The 20,290-nt window shown below is 70.4% G+C and carries 18 protein-coding genes; 12 read left to right on the top strand and 6 right to left on the bottom strand.

Annotated elements, in window-relative coordinates; translation table 11 throughout:
• The first annotated feature begins 6 nt into the window (after window positions 1-6).
• The 6 genes from ASD84_RS20325 (at window position 7) to ASD84_RS20350 (ending at window position 6,607) form a co-directional block, all read left to right on the top strand.
• Window positions 7-960, top strand: coding sequence for an ABC transporter permease (locus tag ASD84_RS20325; RefSeq protein ID WP_056714465.1), 954 nt, complete (start codon window positions 7-9; stop codon window positions 958-960).
• Window positions 947-1,984 carry an ABC transporter permease gene (locus ASD84_RS20330; RefSeq protein ID WP_200954676.1) on the top strand — a complete coding sequence of 346 codons (1,038 nt, stop codon included), beginning with the start codon at window positions 947-949 and terminating at the stop codon, window positions 1,982-1,984. The genes ASD84_RS20325 and ASD84_RS20330 overlap by 14 nt, the downstream gene beginning before the upstream one ends.
• Window positions 1,984-3,027: an ABC transporter ATP-binding protein gene (locus ASD84_RS20335; RefSeq protein ID WP_056714468.1), complete on the top strand. Its 1,044-nt coding sequence runs from the start codon at window positions 1,984-1,986 to the stop codon at window positions 3,025-3,027. The genes ASD84_RS20330 and ASD84_RS20335 overlap by 1 nt, the downstream gene beginning before the upstream one ends.
• On the top strand, window positions 3,017-3,994 hold the full coding sequence (locus tag ASD84_RS20340) for an ABC transporter ATP-binding protein (RefSeq protein WP_056714470.1): 978 nt from the start codon (window positions 3,017-3,019) through the stop codon (window positions 3,992-3,994). Before ASD84_RS20335 ends, ASD84_RS20340 begins: the two co-directional genes overlap by 11 nt.
• Before the next feature lie 10 nt (window positions 3,995-4,004).
• Window positions 4,005-5,435: an amidase gene (locus ASD84_RS20345; protein WP_056714472.1), complete on the top strand. Its 1,431-nt coding sequence runs from the start codon at window positions 4,005-4,007 to the stop codon at window positions 5,433-5,435.
• A 191-nt stretch (window positions 5,436-5,626) separates the two neighbouring features.
• Window positions 5,627-6,607: a hypothetical protein gene (locus tag ASD84_RS20350; protein ID WP_156392226.1), complete on the top strand. Its 981-nt coding sequence runs from the start codon at window positions 5,627-5,629 to the stop codon at window positions 6,605-6,607.
• A gap of 145 nt (window positions 6,608-6,752) precedes the next feature.
• On the opposite strand, the gene ASD84_RS20355 is transcribed toward ASD84_RS20350, so the two are convergent.
• Both ASD84_RS20355 and ASD84_RS20360 read right to left on the bottom strand, forming a co-directional pair.
• Entirely contained in the window at window positions 6,753-8,372 is a 1,620-nt protein-coding gene (locus ASD84_RS20355; protein ID WP_056714479.1) for an ABC transporter substrate-binding protein, read from the bottom strand.
• Window positions 8,373-8,499: 127 nt separating this feature from the next.
• On the bottom strand, window positions 8,500-9,393 hold the full coding sequence (locus ASD84_RS20360) for a serine protein kinase RIO (RefSeq protein ID WP_082574049.1): 894 nt from the start codon (window positions 9,391-9,393) through the stop codon (window positions 8,500-8,502).
• Window positions 9,394-9,559: 166 nt separating this feature from the next.
• Here ASD84_RS20360 and ASD84_RS20365 point away from each other — a divergent pair, with 166 nt between their 5' ends.
• From ASD84_RS20365 to ASD84_RS20380, 5 genes are all read left to right on the top strand, one after another.
• Entirely contained in the window at window positions 9,560-10,987 is a 1,428-nt protein-coding gene (locus tag ASD84_RS20365; RefSeq protein WP_082574047.1) for a M1 family metallopeptidase, read from the top strand.
• A 114-nt stretch (window positions 10,988-11,101) separates the two neighbouring features.
• On the top strand, window positions 11,102-11,272 hold the full coding sequence (locus ASD84_RS25215) for a hypothetical protein (protein WP_156392224.1): 171 nt from the start codon (window positions 11,102-11,104) through the stop codon (window positions 11,270-11,272).
• Between the two features lie 26 nt (window positions 11,273-11,298).
• The gene (locus ASD84_RS20370) at window positions 11,299-11,835 is read left to right on the top strand and encodes a PH domain-containing protein (RefSeq protein WP_056714484.1); all 537 of its coding nucleotides are present in this window, start codon (window positions 11,299-11,301) and stop codon (window positions 11,833-11,835) included.
• Window positions 11,836-11,858: 23 nt separating this feature from the next.
• Window positions 11,859-12,821, top strand: a complete 963-nt coding sequence (locus ASD84_RS20375) for a co-chaperone YbbN (RefSeq protein ID WP_056714486.1) — start codon at window positions 11,859-11,861, stop codon at window positions 12,819-12,821.
• Window positions 12,822-12,829: 8 nt separating this feature from the next.
• On the top strand, window positions 12,830-13,582 hold the full coding sequence (locus ASD84_RS20380) for an EI24 domain-containing protein (RefSeq protein WP_082574045.1): 753 nt from the start codon (window positions 12,830-12,832) through the stop codon (window positions 13,580-13,582).
• On the opposite strand, the gene ASD84_RS20385 is transcribed toward ASD84_RS20380, so the two are convergent.
• Window positions 13,570-14,463, bottom strand: a complete 894-nt coding sequence (locus tag ASD84_RS20385; protein WP_056714491.1) for a LysR family transcriptional regulator — start codon at window positions 14,461-14,463, stop codon at window positions 13,570-13,572. The genes ASD84_RS20380 and ASD84_RS20385 overlap by 13 nt on opposite strands.
• Window positions 14,464-14,535: 72 nt before the next feature.
• Between ASD84_RS20385 and ASD84_RS20390 the strand changes: the two genes are divergently transcribed.
• Complete coding sequence (locus ASD84_RS20390; RefSeq protein WP_235531215.1) at window positions 14,536-15,516, top strand: EamA family transporter; 981 nt, start codon at window positions 14,536-14,538, stop codon at window positions 15,514-15,516.
• Here ASD84_RS20390 and ASD84_RS20395 read toward each other — a convergent pair.
• The 3 genes from ASD84_RS20395 to ASD84_RS20405 are packed head-to-tail and all read right to left on the bottom strand — an operon-like array spanning window position 15,440 to window position 20,269.
• Window positions 15,440-16,210, bottom strand: coding sequence for an NUDIX hydrolase (locus ASD84_RS20395; protein ID WP_056714494.1), 771 nt, complete (start codon window positions 16,208-16,210; stop codon window positions 15,440-15,442). The two genes, ASD84_RS20390 and ASD84_RS20395, sit on opposite strands and share 77 nt — an antisense overlap.
• Before the next feature lie 4 nt (window positions 16,211-16,214).
• Window positions 16,215-18,113, bottom strand: a complete 1,899-nt coding sequence (gene glgB, locus ASD84_RS20400) for a 1,4-alpha-glucan branching protein GlgB (protein ID WP_082574130.1) — start codon at window positions 18,111-18,113, stop codon at window positions 16,215-16,217.
• 5 nt (window positions 18,114-18,118) lie between these two features.
• The gene (locus ASD84_RS20405) at window positions 18,119-20,269 is read right to left on the bottom strand and encodes an alpha-galactosidase (RefSeq protein WP_056715014.1); all 2,151 of its coding nucleotides are present in this window, start codon (window positions 20,267-20,269) and stop codon (window positions 18,119-18,121) included.
• Window positions 20,270-20,290: the final 21 nt, after the last annotated feature.

Raw genomic sequence — 20,290 nt, forward strand, 5'->3', positions numbered from 1 at the left:
TCCCAGGTGGCACGCCGCATCCTTCTTCCCGTCCTCGAGCTGGCAGCAGTCCTGCTGCTGGTCAGCCTGGGCGTGTTCCTGCTGTTGTCGCTGGTCCCCGGGGACCCGGCGATCGCGGTCCTCGGCGAGGGCCGCACGCCCCAGGAGTACGACGCGCTCCGCGAGCAGCTCGGTCTGAACGACCCGCTGCTGGTGAGGTACGGCGACTGGCTGGGCGGCGTCCTCCACGGAGACTTCGGCACGTCGCTGGTGCCGCCGCAGACCTCGGTCCTCGACCGGATCCTCTCGGCGCTGCCGGTCAGCGCGCAGCTGGCCGCGATGGGCCTGGTGATGGCGCTGCTGATCGCGATCCCGTTGGCGATGTGGTCGGCGTACCACGAGGGAGGCCGGGCCGACCGGTCCATCAGCGCCGCGACCTTCGGCCTGCTGTCGATGCCGTCGTTCCTGGTCGGCCTGCTGCTGATCGCGGTGCTGGTGAACACCCTCGACCTGTTCCCGCGCAACGAGTGGGTGCGCCTGGGTGACGGCATCGGCGGCAACCTCCAGCACGCTTTCCTGCCAGCGCTGACGATCGCGCTGATGGAGGCGGCGATGTTCACGCGCATCCTGCGCAACGACCTCGTCACCACACTGCACGAGGACTTCATCCTCGCTGCTCGCGCCCGGGGCATGTCGCCGCTGCGGATCATGGTCAGCGACGCGCTGCGTCCGTCGTCGTTCTCGCTGGTCACGGTGCTCGGCCTGAGCATCGGCCGCCTCGTCGGCAGCACCGTGATCGTCGAGTACCTCTTCGCGCTGCCCGGCATGGGCAAGCTCGTCATCGACGCCGCCAACCAGGGCAACTACCCGATGGTGCAGGGCGCAGTCCTGGTCATCGCCGTCATCTACGTCGGCAGCAACGCCCTGATCGACCGTTCCTATGGCCTTCTCGACCCGAGGACCCGCCGTGCTCGCGCCTGAACCCGTTCGCCGTCGCGACGGCCGCACCTCCCTCGCCCTGGCCGGGGCCGCGATCCTGGTTGCGGGTCTCGGCCTTGCTGGCTGGGCCTTCACGACCGACGTCGTCGTCACCTTCGTCCGGATGGTGCTGCTCGCCGCCGGCATCCTGCTCGCCATCACGGGCCTCGGTCGGCTGTTCCGCGGCCTGCTGGGCCGGAAGGTCGACGTCGTGTTCTGGCTCGGGATGGCCTGGCTGGTCCTGGTGCTGGGCGCGGCCCTGTGCGCGCCCCTGCTGCCGCTGGGCAACCACGACGACTCCGTCGCCGGCCTGACCGAGCCGATCTTCGCCCGCCCGGACCTCGGGTCGAGCCACCCGTTCGGCACGAACAACTACGGCCTCGACGTGCTCTCGCGTGCCGTGTACGGCGCCCGCACGTCGATCCTGGTCGCCCTGCTGGCGGTGCTGATCGGCACCGTCGTCGGTGGCCTGGTCGGGATGGTGTCCGGTTTCGTCCGCGGCACGACCGACCGTGTGGTCGGCATCCTGTCGAACGCGCTGCTCGCCGTACCGCCGCTGATCCTGCTGATCGCACTCGGCTCCGTGCTGGAACCCAGCGTCCGCAGCATCGCGTTTGCCCTGTCCCTGCTGACGATTCCGAGCATGGTGCGCCTCGCTCGGGCCAACACGATCACCGTGGCCGAGCGCGAGTTCGTGCTGGCGGCGCGGGCGCTCGGCGCTGGGCGGGTGCGGTTGCTGCGCCGCGAGGTGCTGCCCAACGTCGTACTGCCGGTGCTGTCGCTGGCCGTGGTGATGATCTCCGTGCTCGTGGTCGCCGAGGCGTCGCTGTCCTTCCTGGGCATCGGCATCGAGCAGCCCGAACCGACCTGGGGCAACATGATCGCCGAGGGCCAGAGCGGCGTCATGGAGAAGCACCCGTTCATCGTGGTCGTGCCGGGTGTGTGCCTGTTCCTGACCGTGTTCTCCTTCAACCTGCTGGGGGAGAAGGCGCAGAAGCGCTGGGATCCGAGGAGTGCGAAGCTGTGATGACCCCCTCTGACGGTCCGCTGCTCGTCGTCGACGACCTGCACACCGTCTTCCACACCCCACGCGGTGAGGTCCGTGCCGTCGACGGCGTCTCCTTCCAGGTGGCCGCGGGGGAAACCCTCGGTCTGGTGGGGGAGTCCGGGTCCGGCAAGTCGGTGCTGGGCCGCACCGTGATGGGCCTGATCGCGACTGGCCCTGCCACGACCGTGTCGGGACAGGTGCTCCTCGACGGGCGGGACGTGCACGCCCTCAAGCCCGGCCAGCGCCGGCAGCTGTGGGGTCCCGAGATCGGCATGGTCTTCCAGGACCCGATGACCTCGCTCAACCCGGTCAAGCGCGTCGGCACCCACCTCACCGAGACCCTGCGCCGGCACCTGCACTGCTCCCGCAAGGAGGCGACCGAGCGTGCCGTCGACCTGCTCAACCAGGTCGGGATCCCCGAGCCGGTGCGCCGGCTGACGCAGTACCCGCACGAGCTGTCGGGCGGGATGCGGCAGCGTGTCGTCATCGCGACCGCACTGGCCTGCGACCCGCGGCTGCTGATCGCCGACGAGCCCACCACGGCGCTCGACGTGACCGTGCAGAAGCAGATCCTCGACCTGCTGGCCTCGCTCGTCAGCGAGCGCACGATGGCGATGATCCTGATCAGCCACGACCTCGGTGCGGTCGCCGGGCGCACCGACCGGGTGCAGGTGATGTACGCCGGCCGCACGGTCGAGGCCGGTCCGACCAGGACCGTCTTCGACAGCCCGGACCACCCCTACACCGACGCGCTGCTCGCCTCGATCCCGCAGCTCTCCGATCAGCCGCACACCGTGTTGCGGACGATCGAGGGCAACCCGCCCGACATGACCCGACCGCCCCGCGGCTGCCGGTTCGGCCCCCGGTGCGGACGCGCGGACGACACCTGCACGGACCTGATGCCGGCGCTGGTCGCCGTACCGGACGGACCGGCGCGGCAGGTCGCGTGTCACCACCCGCTCCTTTCGATCGAGTCCCTCGAGCCCAACGCACCCCTGACGGAGGCCGGTCATGGCCGGTAGTGGCACCGCGCACCTGCGGCCCGGACAACCGCGGGCCCTGGCCGTCGACGACCTCGTCGTCGAGTTCCCTGTACGACGCGGCACGGTGCACGCCGTGTCCGGGCTCAACCTCGACCTGCTGCCGGGGGAGACCCTCGGCATCCTCGGGGAGTCCGGCTGCGGCAAGTCGAGCGCCGGTCGCGCGATCATGCAGCTGCCGCCACCGACCGGTGGGTCCGTGCGGTTGGGTGAGGTCGAGCTCACCGGGATGAAGGCGCAGCCGATGCGGAAGGCGCGCTCGCGGATGCAGCTGGTCCTGCAGGACCCCGTGTCCGCACTCAATCCGCGGCGCAAGGTGAAGGACCTCGTCGTCGAGGGACTCGAGATCTGGGGGTGGGGTGATCGGGACCGCGCAACCTTCGTCGATTCCTTGTTGAGCTCGGTGGGACTCGACCCCGAGGCCGTCCGGGACCGGCGTCCCCACGAGCTCTCCGGCGGGCAGTGCCAGCGGGTCTGCATCGCGCGGTCGATCGCGCTCGAGCCCGACGTCCTCATCTGTGACGAGCCGGTATCGAGCCTCGACGTGTCGGTCCAGGCGCAGATCCTCAACCTGCTGGAGAAGGCCCGCGAGCGCCTCGGGCTGAGCATGGTGTTCATCGCCCACGACGTCGCCGTCGTGAAGAACATCAGCGACCGGGTGATGGTGATGTACCTCGGCAAGACGTGCGAGGTGCTGCCCTCTGCCGACCTCGAGAACGCCGCGCTCCACCCGTACACGCGGCTCCTGTTGGCCTCCGTGCCGAGCGAGGCGGACGCCGATCGGGAGGCCGAGCCGACGACGGCCGTCGAGATGCCCTCGCCCCTCGACCCGCCGTCCGGCTGCCGGTTCCGCACCCGTTGTGTGCTCGCCACCGACAGGTGTGCGGCGGAGGAACCGTTGCTGCGCGAGATGAACCCGGGCCAGTTCGTGGCCTGCCACCACGTCTGAGGAGTGAGCTGTGATCCAGTACGACGACGCCATCGCAACCGCGCAGGCGATCCGGAGCGGCGAGGTCTCGGCACGCGAGGTCGTGGAGGACTCGATCGCGCGGCTCGAGAAGCACAACGGCGTGCTCAACGTGCTGGTGGCGGAACGGTTCGAGCAGGCGCTGGCCGAGGTCGACGCCGGCCTGGCGCGGGGACCACTGCACGGTGTCCCGACGCTGATCAAGGACCTCGGCATGCAGGTCGCAGGGTTGCCGCTGACCCGGGGCAGCAAGCTGTGGGCCGACGACGTCGCCTCGGTGGATTCTGAGCTCGTGCGACGGTACCGGCGAGCCGGCATGGTCGTGCTCGGCATGACCAACAGCCCCGAGCTCGGCAAGAACGCTTCGACGGAGCCCCTGCATCACGGCCCGACCCGCAACCCGTGGTCGGTCGCCCACTCGTCGGGTGGCTCGTCCGGCGGTTCGGCTGCCGCCGTGTCGGCCGGCCTGGTCCCCGTGGCCCACGGCAACGACGGTGGTGGCTCGATCCGCATCCCCGCCGCGATGTGCGGCCTGTTCGGCCTCAAGCCGAGCCGCGGCCGGATCACCACCTACCCCGCACCGACCACCCTCGCCTCGCCCCTGTCCTCCAACCACGTGCTCAGCCGATCGGTCCGCGACAGTGCACTGCTGCTCGACCTCACCTCCGCCCCGATGCCCGGTGAAGCCCTGGCGGCGCCCACGCCATCGGTGGCGTTCGGGGAGCAGGCGTCGCGGGCGCCCCTCTCGTTGCGGATCGGCCTGGCCACCCGCCGCGCGGACGGTGGCGTCGTCGATCCGGCAGTCGTGGCCGCCGTACGGGCGACAGCGGAGCTGTGCGAGCAGCTCGGCCACGTCGTCGAGGAGACCGAGCTGGCGTACGACGCCGAGCTGATGATGAGCGGCTTCGGCACCCTGATGGGTGCGTCGCTGCTGGCCGACGTCACGCACCGGCTGGCTGCCCTGGGGCGCGAGCTGAGGGGTGACGACCTCGAGCCGTTCACCCGGATGCTGTTCGACCACTACAGCGCGACCATGACGCCGATCCAGGTGTACGACGCCCACGCCGCCATCCAGCAGGTCGGCTGGCAGCTCGGCGCGATGTTCGGGCAGTTCGACCTGCTGCTCACCCCGACCCTCCCGCTCCCGACCCCCGAGCTCGGCGTCCTCGACACCAGCCGCCCCGAGGTGATGTGGGAGCGCGGCGGCGACTACTCGTCCTTCACCGCCGTCATCAACGCCACCGGCATGCCCGCCATGTCCGTCCCCTGCGGCGGGCTCGGCCGGCGCGGGTACGACGACGCCGCCGGCCTCCCGCTCGGCGCCCACTTCGTCGCCCCCCTCGGCGCCGAAGGCACCCTCCTCTCCCTCGCGCACCAACTCGAGCTGGCCGCCCCCTGGCCCCTCCTCGCCCCGACCTCCTGACACGAGGTGCGTGGGTTGGGCGCACGAGGTGCGCCGAATGGGAGTGCGAGATGCGCTGGTTGCGTTTCACACCAGCCCCATGAGGACCACAGCGGACCATGACCAACGGTCATCCCTGTGGACAGACGTGTTGTCCACAGGGCACGTCGGCGCCCGGTGCGTAGCCGGGTCCGTCGCACGAGCCTGTGGTGATGACCGAACTGGAAGCTCTCCGAGGAAGACCGTTCACTGCAGCGATCGCGCGTGACCTGGGGATCAGTCGCGAGCAGCTCCGCTGGAAGGTGAAGTGCGGCGCCGTCCGGACGCTGCTGTACGGCGTTTACGTGGACGCGTCCACACCGGACTCGCTCGATCTGCGGATCGAGGCGGCGGCTCTGGTGTTGCCACCTCACGCCGTGGTTGCCGATCGGTGCGCGGCGTGGCTCCACGACGTCGACATCCTCGACTTCGAGGAGCACGACGTCATCCCGGAGCTCGATGCGGTGTCGCGCGACGGCAAGCGCGCCTCGGCTCGTCGCGGTGTGTTCGGAGGGAAGCGTGATCTGTCGGGCTCCGAAGTGATGCTCCTGCCCGGCGGCGTTCGCGTGACAACTCCACTGCGAACCGCGTGCGACGTGGCCTGCCTCTACGGCCGCTACCGAGCGATGGCGACGCTGGACGAGTTCCGCCGCAAGCACGGGATCTCGCAGCTGGACCTTGCTCTGATGCTGCCGCGGTTCCGCGGCCGCCGCGGCGTGATCCAGCTGCGCGAGCTGATCCCGCTCTCGACGGACCGCGCGGATTCGCAGCCGGAGTCCTGGGTCCGGTTGATGATCCACGACGAAGGGCTGCCCATGCCCGAGGCCCAGGTCGACCTCGTGGTTCCGGGCTGGGGCCCGGCCCGGGTCGAGAACGCCTACGCGCACCTCCGCATCGCGGTCGAGTACGACGGCGAGAAGTTCCACACGCTCGACGGGGACCGCGAGCGCGACGAGACCCGGCGCGCGGCCCTCGAGGCCGCCGGGTGGATCATCCTCGTGGTCCGCAAGGGCGACCTCAAGGCGACCAAGCGGGCCATCTGGCTGGCAGAGCTCGCGCAGGCGATCAACGAGCGCTCGCCCGATCGTCCGTCGAAGCGGATCTATTCGCGCGGGCCCGACCAGCCGTCGTACCGCTGGCGACCGAGCTGGTGAGGTGGCACCCCCAACCCGTGCACCTCGCACCCCCAACTCGTGCACCTCGCACCCCCAACCCGTGCACCTCGCGCACAAGACACCCCCCACCCCGGTGGGTGGAGGGTGCCTCGGAACAACCGGGGAAGGTGGGAGGAGGAGCGGATCAGCCCTTCCAGGCTCCGCCGAACAGCATCAGGGTCTCGGAGGTGCTGGTGATGCCGTGCACGTCCTTGTTCCAGGGCTGGAAGAAGGCGCCGGCGCCCATGGCGATGCCGGGGACCGTCTCCTGCCACAGTTCGTTGATCTTGGTCAGCAGCGCGGTCGCGGCGTCACCCTCGGCGGCCTGGAGCTGGGCGATCAGGCCGTCCATCTCCGGGTTGCTGTAGCCGGACGGGTTCTGGGGCGACTGGGCGTTGAGGTTCGTCGAGAGCCGCGAGTACGGGTCCTCGTCCGGGATGCTCATCGCGGACACGGCGAGGTCGTAGTCGTGGGTGACGTAGATCCGCTGGGTCTGGTCCGCGATGTTGCGCAGCAGGTCGGTCTCGACCGTGAAGCCGGCGGCCTCGAGCATCGCCTGGACGGTGACGGCGGCGGTCTGCGACGCCTGGTCCGACTGGCCGATGTAGGTCAGCTTGCCGTCGTACCCGTCCTTCTTCGCCTCGGCGAGCAGCGACTTGGCCTTGGCGAGGTCGTAGTCAGACGTCTTCACGTCGGTGAAGTACGGCGCGCTCGGGGAGTAGATGTTGCGGCCGGGCAGACCTGCCCCACCACTGACGCGCTCGGCGTAGACCTGGGGGTCGATCGCGAAGTTGATGGCCTGGCGCACGCGGACGTCGGACGTGGCCCGACCCTCGCGGTTGTTGAGCCAGAACATCGTGGCCAGGCCGGACGGCGCCATGATGCCGGCGAAGCCGTCCTTGCGAGCCTTCTCCAGCGTCTGCGGCGCGCGCAGGTTGGCGGCGTCGACCGAACCGCCGGCGAGCGACTCGAGGCGGGCGTCGTCGCTGCCGAGCCAGACGAACCGCAGTGCGTCGAGGTGCGGCTTGCCACTCCAGTAGCCGGGGTTCGCCTTGAGGACGAGCTCCTCGGCCGGCTTGTACGCGTCCTGGATGAACGGACCCGCACCGATCGGCTTGAACTTCTCCGGACCACCGGCGTACGCCGCCGGGGCCATGATCATGCCCGGGCCGCTGGCCAGCATGTTGGGGAAGGTCGCCCACGGCCCGTTCAGGGTGAACACGACGGTGTCGGAACCCTGCGCCTTCATGTCCTTGATGTTCGTCGCGAGCAGCAGCGTGTTGTAGCCGGAGTTCTTCATGTAGTAGCCGAGGCTGCCCATGACCGCGTTGGCGTCGAGTGGGGTGCCGTCGGTGAACTTCACGCCCTTGCGCAGCTTCAGCGTCCAGGTCGTCCTGTCCTCGGTCGACAGCGACTCGGCGAGCCACGGGTCGAACGCGTTGGTCTCCTGGTTGTAGCGCATCAGCACGTCGTAGACGGCCGCGGTCGCGTTGCCGCCGGCAGCGCCGTTGCCGTAGGTCTTGGTCGGGTCGAGGCTGCGGGCCTCCGAGTAGTCGGCCAGGGTCAGCGTGCCGCCGTCCTTGGGGTCACCCTCGTCGCCGCTCACGCCGACGACGCCGGCGGCGTAGATCTCGTCCTTGGTCAACGACGAGCTGTCGGTGTCCTTGTCGCTGCCGCCGCCCGAGCCGGCGCATCCCGCAGCCAGCAACGTGGTCGCCAGGAGTGCGGTGGCGACACGTGTCCGTGTCGTGATGCGGTTCCTCACTGATCCTCCAGGTGATAGTCCGGGACCGCTGTGGGCCGCTCCGGGGTGTGTCCTCAGTCACGCTAGGAGGAAGCGGCCGACAGGCCCCCGAACAGGTCCCGCTCACCGGGAGCCCGGGGGCCTGCCCTCAGAAGGCGTGCGCGACCAGGTCGCCGAAGAGCTCCTGCGGATCGACCGCGAGTCCTCGCCTCTCGAACCACCCGCACACGTTCGTGCAGTCCCGCTGCAGGAAGTCGAAGCCGCCCGAGTTGCCCACCAGGTCGACCAGCTGGGGAAAGTCGATGATCACGAGGTGCTGGCCCGCCGCGAGGATGTTGTACGCCGACAGGTCGCCGTGCACGAGTCCGGACTGTGCCAGCGTCAACATCGCCGCGCGAAGCTGTTCGAAGTACGACGCGAGCAGCACGGGATCCGGCCGGGTCTGCGCGAGCCGTGGTGCCGTCTCGGGCTCACCCTCGTCCGTCCCCGGCACCGTGATCCACTCCATGAGGATCTCGGTGCCGTCGATCTGGACCGGGTAGGGGACGGGAACGCCCAGCTCCCAGCAGCGTTGCAGGGCGCTCCACTCGGAGATCGCCCACTCGCCGGCGGCGACCTCGCGACCGAAGGTGCTCTTGCGCTTGAGGGCGCGTTCGTCACGGGACCGCTTCATGCTGCGGCCCTCGGTGTAGGCGGCCGATCGGTGGAAGGTGCGGTGCTCGGTGGAGCGGTACCGCTTGGCCGCCATCACCACGGACTGCGCCGGATCCCGCGGGTCGGTGCGGTCCAGCAGGAAGACGTCGGCTTCCTTGCCGGTCTTGAGGATGCCGAGCTCGGTGTCGATCGCGCCCTGGGACGTCACGACCCAGTCGGGGCGTGGCTCGGGTCCGCGGGACAGTGGCTCGACGTCGAGCCAGGTGGACCAGCGCTGGCCGGCGCCGAGGTCGTCGTACGCCTGGAAGTCGAAGACGAAGCGAGGGTCCAGGTCAGCTGCCGGATCGGCAGCGAGGTCAACAGGTGTGGAGGGGATCTCCGGGAACAAGGGTGCTCCTGTGGGTCGAGAGGGATCGGTCTGCAGGCAGGCCGGAGACAGTCATGGACATGTCACGCTCCTCTCGACGGGCTCCGCGGGATCGCGGAGCCAGGACACAAGGCTGACCCAGCGCGGTCGTCCCGGCAACCGAATTACGGTGACGTAGATTGGCCCGATGCGTTGGCGGACAATTCTCGTGGTGTTCCTGCTCCTTCTCGTCCCGGGCCTCTCCGGTGCCTCGGCGAGTGATTCGAGCGCGCCTGTGCCAGGGGCGGTGAAGGGACCCGACCCCTACTGGCCCTACGACGGCAACGGCGGCACCAACGCACTGCACTACGACGTGCGCATCGCCTACGACTTCAACGAGTTGGTCCTGCGCGGGCGCACGTTCATCACGATGCGGGCGAACCAGGCGCTGAGCAGCTTCTCCCTCGACCTGTTGCTGCCGGTCAGCGCCGTGAAGGTCAACGGCCGGACCGCCCGGTTCTCCCGGCCCAACCGGCACGAGCTCAAGGTCGCGCCGGCCAGTGCGATCGCGGCGGGCAAGACCTTCAAGGTCGAGGTCGTGTACCGCGGCAAGCCCTCGCCGCTCAGCTATGCCGGCGAGCACAACTGGCTGGCCGACCGCCACGAGTTCGTCACGATGAACCAGCCCCACATGGCGCCCTGGTGGTTCCCCTCCAACGACCACCCCAGCGACAAGGCCACCTTCGACATCCGCGTCAACCTGCCGAAGGCCAAGCGGGTGCTGAGCAATGGCGTGCGGATCTCGAAGAAGGTGACCGGTGCCCGCGCGACCACCCACTGGCGGATGACGGACCCGATGGCGACGTACCTCGCTGTCGTGGCGGCAGGCGACTTCGTGGTCGAGACCAGTCGTACCTCCTCGGGGATCCCGGTCTACAACGCCGTTTCCTCGCACCTTTCGTCCTCCGAACGCGGCAGCTCGATGCGGGCGCTCCGGAGGTCGGGGGCGATCACGGAGTGGCTCAAGGGCCAGTTCGGCGCCTACCCGTTCACCTCCACGGGGGGTGTGGTCACCAACCTGGACGTCGGCTTCGCGCTCGAGAACCAGACCCGGCCGACCTACGGCCCGTGGATCTACACGAGCGTGATCGTCCACGAGCTCGCCCACCAGTGGTTCGGCGACAGCGTGTCGGTGAGCAAGTGGCGCGACATCTGGCTCAACGAGGGCTTCGCGACGTACGCCGAGGTCCTGTTCGACGCGGCCCACGGCGGCCCCAGCGTGGAGGCCTGGCTCGACAGCTTCTACGCATCGGCGTGCCAGTCGCCGACCTCGCCGTTCTGGACCCTGAAGCTGGACAACCCCGGGGCGCCGAACATCTTCGACGGCGCGGTCTACGACCGGGGTGCCATGGTGCTCGCAGCCCTGCGCAACCGCGTCGGCGCGGTCCCCATGCGCAACCTGCTGCGCGCCTGGGTGGCCGCACACCGCGACGGGAACGCCTCGGTGGCGCAGTTCGAGACGTTCGCCGAGACCCAGACCGGCGCCGATCTCGACGGCTTCTTCGACGCCTGGCTCCGGGGCTCCGCGGCGCCCGCCGGCACCACGCAGAACGGCCTGCGGCACGCCTGTCCCTGATCGCCGTACGGCGGCGTTGGGCGCGCCTCCCGCTCCACGGGTGGGGCGTTTGGTACCAATGTGTCGATCTGTGTCCTCGGGGGCACAACCACACCAGGATGGAGACACCCACGCATGGACGCCAAGAAGTTGATCGGTGTCGTGGTGATCGTGTTCCTCGGCTTCTGGATGTTCACCGATCCCAACGGCCTGGCCACGACCGCCAAGAGCACCGGCGCCGACGTCTGGTCCCTGACGGAGCAGGCCTTCACCGGGATCATCGACTTCCTCGGCGCTCTCGGCTAGCAGGGCAGACCTGCCATGAGTCGTCGATGAGCTTCGTGTCGGGTTTCGTCGCGCGCCTCGGGGACCCCGGGATCGGCAAGCACCTGCTCCGCGAGGAGGGTGAGGTCGTCGTCGACGAGGTGACTCACCACTGGTTCGCCTACCTTCGTCCCGGTGGCGAGGCGCTGCTCGCTCTGGTGCTGCTGGTCGCGAGCTGGTTCGTCGCGATCGCGGTCGCGTGGTTCTTCATCATCGTTGCCGCCGTCTTGCTGGTGCACGCGTCGTGGGGCGGCCTCGCCGTCCTCCGCGACCGCTTCGTGATCACGAACATGCGCGTCTTCCGGGTCCACGGGGTGCTGTCGCAGAGCCTGGCGACGATGCCGTTGAGCCGGATCCTCGACATCTCGGTCAAGAAGCCGCTGCACGGGCGGATCCTCGGCTTCGGCCACTTCTGCTTCGAGTCCGCCGCACAGGAGCAGGGCCTGCGCGACATCCGGTACGTCGGTCGCCCCGACGACCGTGATCTCGCCATCCAGCGAGTCGTGCAGCGGGCGGGCCTGCGTGGCCCCCGCGTTCCCAACTGACGGCGCTCCGTAGGATTGCGTCCATGACGCAGCAGCCGTTCTCCCGTCCCGGCGCCATCGATCTCTCGGCGCTGAAGAAGCGTCCGGCCCCGCCCGCTCCCGCTGGGGGCGCACCCACTGGTGCCAGCGGCGGCCGATCCACCTCGGCGTACTCCGTCGCAGTCGACGAAGCGAACTTCCAGACCGTCCTCGAGGCGTCGATGAACGCCCCGGTCGTGCTGGTCTTCCACTCGGCCAGCCAGGTCCCCGAGAGCGTCGACATGGCCCAGGACGTGATCCAGGTCGCCAACGAGTACGACGGCCGGTTCCTCGCCGCGACGGTCGACGTGGACGCCAATCCGCAGATCGCCCAGGCGATGCAGATCCAGCAGGTTCCGTTGATGCTGGTGATCCTCGACGGTCGCCCGGCCACGCAGCCGATCCCCGGCGCGGCCCCGATCGACGACATCCGCGCTCTGTTCAACCAGCTTGCGCAGCAGTTGACCGCGCAGGGCATCGCCGGCCGCCACCAGCCCAACGCGTTCGGCGCTCCGGTCGCCGCCGTCGAGGGCGAGGAGGGCGCCGAGTCCGACGTCGACCCGCGCTACGCGCCGGCCCAGGACGCTCTGGCCGAGGGCAACATCGACCTCGCCGTCGCGGAGTACCAGAAGCTCGTCGACGGCAACCCCGCCGACCACGAGGCCGTCGCCGGTCTCGCCATGGCCAAGGTGCTCCAGCGCACGCAGGGCGTCGACCTCGACGCCGCGCGGGCCGCGGCTGCCGCCAGTCCCGACGACATCGACGCGCAGACACTGGTGGCCGACCTGGACATGCTCGGCGGCCACGTCGAGGACGCCTTCGCGCGCCTCATCGAGCTGATCCGCCGTACGGCCGGGAAGGACCGCGACAAGGTCCGCGAGCACCTGCTGGCGCTCTTCGGCGCCGTCGGCAACGAGGACCCGCGGGTCCTCAAGGGCCGTGCCGCCCTCGCCTCAGCCTTGTTCTGAGTCTGACCATGTCAGAGGCCGTGCGGGGCATGGGGTTCGGGCAGGGCGCGGGATTCCTGCTGCAGGGGCTCCGGTTGTGGCGCACCCGCACCCGCCTGATGCTGCTGGGCATCGTGCCCGCGGTGATCGTGATGATCCTGCTGGCGGCGGCGTTCGTCGGGCTGGTCCTGGTCCTGGACGACCTGATCTCGTGGGCGACCCCGTTCGCCGACGACTGGGCCGACGCGGTCCGCACGACCTTCCGGGTGATCGTGTTCCTGGGTGTCCTCGCCGGCGCGGTGATGCTCTCGATCGTCACCTTCACCGGGCTGACCCTCGCCGTCGGCGATCCCTTCTACGAGAAGATCTGGAAGCAGGTCGAGCTCTCCCTCGGCGGTGACGTGCCTGGCCGCGGCGTCGGCTGGATCCGCGGCGCGCTGGACGGCCTGGTGCTCGTGCTGATGGGCCTGGTCATGGCGGTGGTCGTGTTCCTGCTCGGCCTGCTGCCGGTGATCGGCGCGATCATCGGAGCCGTGCTCGGGCTGGTCGTCTCCGGCCGCCTGTTGGCCGGAGAACTGGTCTCCCGCCCGCTCGAGGCACGGGGCATGGATCGTGCCGGTCGTGCCGACCTGATGCGCCAGCACCGCGGCGCCATGCTCGGCTTCGGCGTCTGTGTGCAGGCCTGCTTCCTGGTCCCGTTCGGCGGCATCCTGGTGATGCCCGCGGCGGTGGCCGGCGCGACGTACCTCGCGCGCCAGGCGCTGGAGTCTCAGCCCAGCTGAGCGAAAGCCGCCAGCACCGCCCGTACGGCGGGGGAGTCGGCCATCGTGCGGCGGTGCAGGGCGTCGATCAGCCGGATCGGCTCCGGGTCCCTCACGGGTACGGCGACCAGCTGGTCGCCGAGCGGAGCGCGACCCATCCGCGGGACGAGTGCCACACCGAGCCCCGCGGCGACGAGGGCGACGTGGGAGTCGAACTCCCCGGACACGTGGGCGATCCGGGGCGGGCGGCCGGTGCCGTCGTACATCCGGGACAGCCACTGGCGGCAGATGGTGCCCTCCGGGGTGGCGATCCAGTCGACGTGGAGGAGGTCGTGCGGCGTGACGCTGCGGCGCCGGGCGAGCGGGTCGTCGCGGTGGACGATCAGGTCGGCGACGTCACCGGGCAGGGGAGTGGCGACCACGTGGTCGGGGATGGTCTGCGCGACCCCGCCCCAGCGGTGCACGATGCCGAGCTCGACCTGGCCGCTCGCGACGAGGTCGACCACGTCCCACGGCTCGCCCTCGCGCAGGGTCAGGGTCAGGTCGGGGTGCGCGTCGCGCAGGCCGCGGGCGACGGGCGCGACGAGGCCCCGCATGGCGGTGGAGAACGCGGCGAGCCGGATCCTGCCGGCGACGACACCCGCGCGCTGCTGGAGGTTCGACTCGAGGAGCTCGAGGTCCGCGAGGACCTGCTGGCCGGCGTCGACGAGGTGCTGGCCGTGGCTGGTCAGCATCACGCCACGACCGACCCGCTCGAGCAGCGGGACGCCCGTCTGGCGCTCGAGGCGCTTGACCTGCTGGGAGATCGCGCTGGGGGTGAAGCCGGTCGCCCCGGCCGCGGCGACCACGGAACCATGGGTCGCGACGGCCTGCAGGCCGGCGAGGGCGTCGAGATCGATCATGTAGCAACGCTACATCATTTGGCACACATCTATTCGCTGGTGCTTAATGATCAACCCGGCGATGCTGGACCCGTGAATCGCAAGGACCAGTCCCTCGCCGCCCTCGTCGCCGTGATCTGGGGCTTCAACTTCGTCGTCATCGACTGGGGCATGGGCGACGTGCCGCCGCTGCTGTTCCTGGCAGCCCGTTTCCTCGCCGTCGTCGTCCCGGCAGTGTTCCTGCTCGACCCACCGCCGGTGCCCTGGCGCACGGTGGCGGCCGTCGGCGTGTTCATGTCGCTCGGCCAGTTCGGCTTCCTGTACGTCGCCATGGACGCCGGCATGCCGCCCGGGCTCGCCGGACTGGTGCTCCAGGCGCAGGTGGTGCTCACCATCCTGCTCGCCACGGTCGTGCTCCGCGAACGCCCCACCGGCCCGCAGACGATCGGGGTCGTGCTCGGCGCCGCCGGACTGGTCGTGGTCGGCCTCGGCCGGGGTGGCCACGTGCCGGTGATCGCGCTGGCGCTGTGCCTGATGGGCGCGCTGATGTGGGCCATCGGCAATGTCGTCTCCCGCGCCTCCGGCGCCACCGGTGGCCTGGCGCTCACCGTCTGGTCGGCCCTCGTGGTGCCGATCCCGCTGATCGCGCTGTCGATGGTCCTCGACGGCCCGGGCGTCCTGGCCGACGGCGTCGCCGCGTTCGGGTGGAAGGCAGCCGTGTCCACCGTCTACACCGCCGGCCTCGCCTCGCTGGTCGGCTACGGCATCTTCAACGGCCTGCTGTCGCGCAACACCTCGGCGTCCGTGGTGCCGTGGATCATGCTGGTGCCGCCGGTCGCGATCGGTTCGGCCTGGTTGCTCCTGAGTGAGGTGCCCTCCACCGGCGAGCTGGTCGGCGGCGCCATCTTGGTGGTCGGTGTGCTGGTCGCCCAGCGCAACTACCGAATTCGTCGTGATCCGGCCCGTGGCGCAGCAAATACGGTTGGTGAACCGAACCTCAGCGACCCGACTCGGTGTACGCCGGACCTTCCCCTGCCAGGGACGCCAGTGCAGCCCGCACCCGCCGTGCCGTGAAGTCGGCCGCCCGTTCGTCGACCTCGGCCAGCGTGAGGAACGCAGCCGACCGGATCTCGCGGGCCTGCGGCACGACGTCACCGGCGATGGACGCCGGGTGCACGCCGCCGTCGAACACCACGCAGATCGCGTCGTCCCAGCCACCCCACGGGGGCAGCCAGTCGGTGAGCACGAGCGGCCCTGCCTCGATCTGCAGGCTGAGCTCCTCCTCGACCTCGCGGCTCACTGCCAGTCGGGGTGACTCGCCCGGCTCGACCACGCCGCCGGGCAGGTCCCAGTCGTCCTTGTAGGTCAGCTGGCACATGAGTACTCGCGGTTCGGGAGACTCGTCGCGGATCAGCATCTGCGCGATGCCGCGCTTGCGCGGGAGGAACGAGTTGAGCAACGCCCGGAAGCCACCGGGCTCGTGCACGGGCGTGTCGTCGGCGAGGCGGGCGTAGACCACGACGTCGCCGACCCGCCCGCGCTGCACGCCCTCACGCCGCATGCCGGACCACGTCGCGATCCGTTGCGCCTCGGCGTCGTCGACCGCGACCTTGACCTCGACCCGCTCGTGATCGATCAGTGCCGCAGCCACCTGGCGTCGTACGACGTCGACGGCGGCCTGCCAGCCACGCTCGGTGAGGTCCGCGGTCCAGGTCAGCCGGGCGATGCCGTCGTCGACGGTCGTGTGGCGGATCTCCGGGTCGGACACAGGGTTACCTTATGGGTGCCCTCAACCAGAGCGTCGACAGTGGGGGCAGGACGAGCGCCGCGTAGGCAGGACTGCCACCTGGGGCGTTCGCCTCGAGCGGTCCCGCAGCGATCGCCTCGACCGTCCCGAGGTTGCCCACCCCGCTGCCGCCGTACGACGCCGCGTCGGTGTTGAGCAGCTCGGCCCACGGACCGGCGACCGGCAGGCCCAGCCGGTAGTCGTGGGGGATCGCGGCGAAGTTGGAGACGCAGACCAGGTCGGGCTCGCCGGGGGAGCGTCGTAGGAAGGAGAAGGTGTTGTGGCCGGCGTCCTGGGCGTCGATCCACGCGAACCCGGCCGGGTCGTTGTCGAGGCGCCAGAGCGACGGCTCCTCGCAATAGCGGTGGTTGAGGTCGCGCACGAAGTCCTGCATGCCGCGGTGGGCGGGATGCGCGAGCAGTGACCAGTCCAGCTCGCGGGCCTCGGCCCACTCCGACTCCTGCGCGAACTCGCATCCCATCATCAACAGCTGTTTGCCGGGATGGGCCCACATGTACGCCAGGTAGGCGCGCAGGTTGGCGAGCTGCTGCCAGCGGTCGCCGGGCATCTTGCGGACCAGGGACCCCTTGCCGTGCACGACCTCGTCGTGGCTCAGCGGCAGAACGTAGTTCTCGGAGAACGCGTAGACGAGCGAGAAGGACATCTCGCCGTGGTGGTAGGCGCGGTGGATGGGGTCGTGCTGCAGGTACTTCAGGCTGTCGTGCATCCAGCCCATGTTCCACTTGAAGCCGAAGCCCAGCCCGCCACCCGAGGTGGCGCCGGTGACGCCCGGCCAGGCCGTGGACTCCTCCGCGATCGTGACGATCCCGGGCACCCGCTTGTAGGCGGTGGCGTTGAGCTCCTGAAGGAAGCGCACGGCCTCGAGGTGCTCGTGGCCTCCGTACTGGTTCGGCGTCCACTCGCCGTCGTTGCGGCCGTAGTCGAGGTAGAGCATCGACGCGACACCGTCGACCCGCAGGCCGTCGACGTGGAACTCCTCGAGCCAGTACAGCGCGTTCGCGACCAGGAAGTTGCGGACCTCGGGGCGACCGAAGTCGAAGATGTGCGAGCCCCACTCCGGGTGCCAGCCGCGCTGCGGATCGGGGTGCTCGTAGAGCGCGGTTCCGTCGAAGCGGACCAGCGCCCAGTCGTCGGTGGCGAAGTGGCCGGGCACCCAGTCCAGGATCACGGCGATGCCCGCCGCGTGCAGCGCGTCGACGAGACGACGGAAGCCGTCGGGGTCGCCGAAGCGGGCGTCGGGCGCGAAGTACGACGTCACGTGGTAGCCCCACGAACCGCCGAACGGGTGCTGCATGACCGGCATCAGCTCGACGTGGGTGAAGCCCAGGTCCGCGAGGTAGGTGGGCAAGCCGTGGACCGGGTCCGCCAGCTCGTCGTAGCTCCAGAACGAGCCGTCGGGATGCTTCTTCCACGAGCCCAGGTGCATCTCGTACGTCGCCATCGGCTCGTTGACCGGTTGCCGGGTGGCCCGCTCGGCGAGCCAGGTGCGGTCCTGCCACACGTGGGTCGAGGTGTACACGCGCGATGCCGTCTCCGGCGGCGCCTGGGCGTGGAACGCCATCGGGTCCGCCTTGTGGCGCCAGACGCCGTCGGCGCCCTCCACCAGGAACTGGTACGTCGCGCCCGAGCCGACGCCGGGGACGAACGTCTCCCACAGCCCCGAGCCCACGGGCTCCATGCGGTGGGCCGAGCCGTCCCAGCCGTTGAAGTCGCCCGTGACGGCGACCTGACGGGCGTTCGGGGCCCAGAGAACGAAGCTGGTTCCGTCCACCGGCTCGTTGCGGACGTGCGCGCCGAGCACCTGCCAGAGCTGCTCGTGGCGCCCTTCCGCAACGAGGTGAAGATCCATCTCGCCGAGAGTCATCTTGTTCACTGTAGTGCGCGCACCCGAAGCAGGCAGGTCTGCTGCGGCTTCATCGCGGGCACCTGGACGCCCACGCTGCCCAGCACCCGGCCCGGGAGCCGAACCCCTTTGCCCTGGAGCCAGCTGGGCACCGACCACGGCGGGTCACCGGCCCCAACGGGTGCGAGCAACCGGACGTCGTACGACGTCGCGGGGTCCAGGCCGGGCAGCCGGACCCTGCCGCGGGGCGAGGTCGCCGGCTTCCCGAGCGACGTCATCGCGAACACCGCGTCGCGCTGGTCCCGCGCGACGACGCCGTGCACCCACAGGGTCGGGTCCGGGTGGTCGGCCACGACGACCCGGCCCGTGTGCAGCAGCGGGCGCAGGCTCTTGTGCAGGTCGACCCAGCCGCGGATCTCCGGGAGCTGCTCGGGCGGCAGCTTCGCGAGGTCCCACTCGATGCCGAAGTGGCCCCACAGTGCGGTGGCCGCGCGGAAGTCGAGCGGTTGGGTGCGGCCCGTCGAGTGCGCGGTCTCCGGGCCGAGGTGGGTGCCGACGAGCTCGGGCGGGACGAGCAGCTGCGTCCAGCGCTGCACCTCCTGCCGGTCGAGGGCGTCGATGCAGTCGCTGGCCCAGACCCGGTCGGTGCGGGCGAGGATGCCGAGGTCGATCCGGGCGCCGCCGCTGGCGCACGACTCGATCTCCAGGCCCGGGTGGCGGGACTTGAGGTCGTCGATCAGCCGGTAGACGGCGACGGTGTGGGCCCGGACGCCGGGCGTGTGGGTGGGGCCGTGGCCGGCCTCGGTGACGGGGCGGTTGTGGTCCCACTTGAGGTAGCCGACGGGGTGCTGGTCCAGCAGCTGGTGCAGGGACGTGGCGACGTACCCGTGGGCCTCGGGGTTCGCGAGGTCGAGGACGTACTGGAACCGCGACGGCAGCCCGAGTCCCTCCGGACCGTCGCCCGGTCCGGGCCGGAGGATCCAGTCCGGATGCGCCCGGGCGAGGTCGGAGTCGGGGTTGACCATCTCGGGCTCCACCCAGATGCCGAACTCCATCCCGGCGGCGGTGACCCGCTCGACCAGCGGCGTCAGTCCGTCGGGCCACCACGCGCGGTCGACCTCCCAGTCGCCGAGGGCGGCGCGGGCGTTGTTGCGGCCGCGGAACCAGCCGTCGTCGACCACGAACCGCTCGACTCCCACCGCGGCGGCGGCGTCGACGAGCGGCAGCAGGCGCTCGGGAGTGGCCTTGAAGTAGACGGCCTGCCAGGTGTTGAGCAGCACCTTGCGGGGCGTCCGCGGGTGCGTGGCGCGGCCCCTGATCTCGTCGTGGAGTCGTCCGGCGAGCTCGTTGAGGCCGTGGCCGTGGCTCGCCCACACCTCGGGCGCCGCGTAGGTCTCACCCGGTGCGAGCGTCACTTCACGGGGGAGCAGGAGCTCGCCCGAGGCGAGCACCGCCTCGCCGTGGTACAGCCGTTCGGCGGCCTGGACCTGGTTGCCCGACCACGCCAGGTGCACGCCCCACACCTCGCCGGACTCCCAGCCGAACCCGCTCTCGCCAGCCACCAGGACCAGCGGTGCGTCGTGCCCCGGCCGGCCCTTCCGGTCCTCGCGCACGTGCGCGCCCACGCTGAGCGGGAGCCGCTGCGGTACGCGCTCGTGGCCCTGGCTGCCCGCGAGGCTGAGGACCTCGGTGGCGTGACCCGGCACCGGCAGCGAGATCCCCAGGTGGTCAAGGTCGTACGACGTCCGGCCGGTGTTGGTCAGCTCGGCTCCGAGGCGCGCGACACCGTGAGGGGAGAGCGTGACGGTCAGGTCCAGGGAGATCTCCGCGGCCTCGTCGACGGCATGGAACCGCACGCCGTGCTCGATGATCTCGTGGCTGGTGACGGCCAGACGGGTGACGTAGCCGGCGCCTCCGCGGCTGCCGATCAGGCCGGGCCGGCCCAGCCAGCCCTCCGACTCCACCGGCACCAGTGACGGGATCCCCGGGACGCTGAAGGCGCTGTTGCCGCGGCGTGGCCGCGCGGCCTCCGCCAGGTCGGCGAGCTGGCGCGAACCGAGGCGCCCCAGGTCATCTCCCCAGTGCAGGACTCGGGGGAGGCCGTTGGCCCAGCTGGCGTCGTACTCGAGGAGGAGGCTGACGCCTCCGTCGCGAAGGTGGACCCGCGTGGCCGTCATGGCGATCACCCTAGTGATCCG

The sequence above is a fragment of the Nocardioides sp. Root682 genome (genome assembly GCF_001427795.1).
Classification (GTDB): Bacteria; Actinomycetota; Actinomycetes; order Propionibacteriales; family Nocardioidaceae; genus Nocardioides.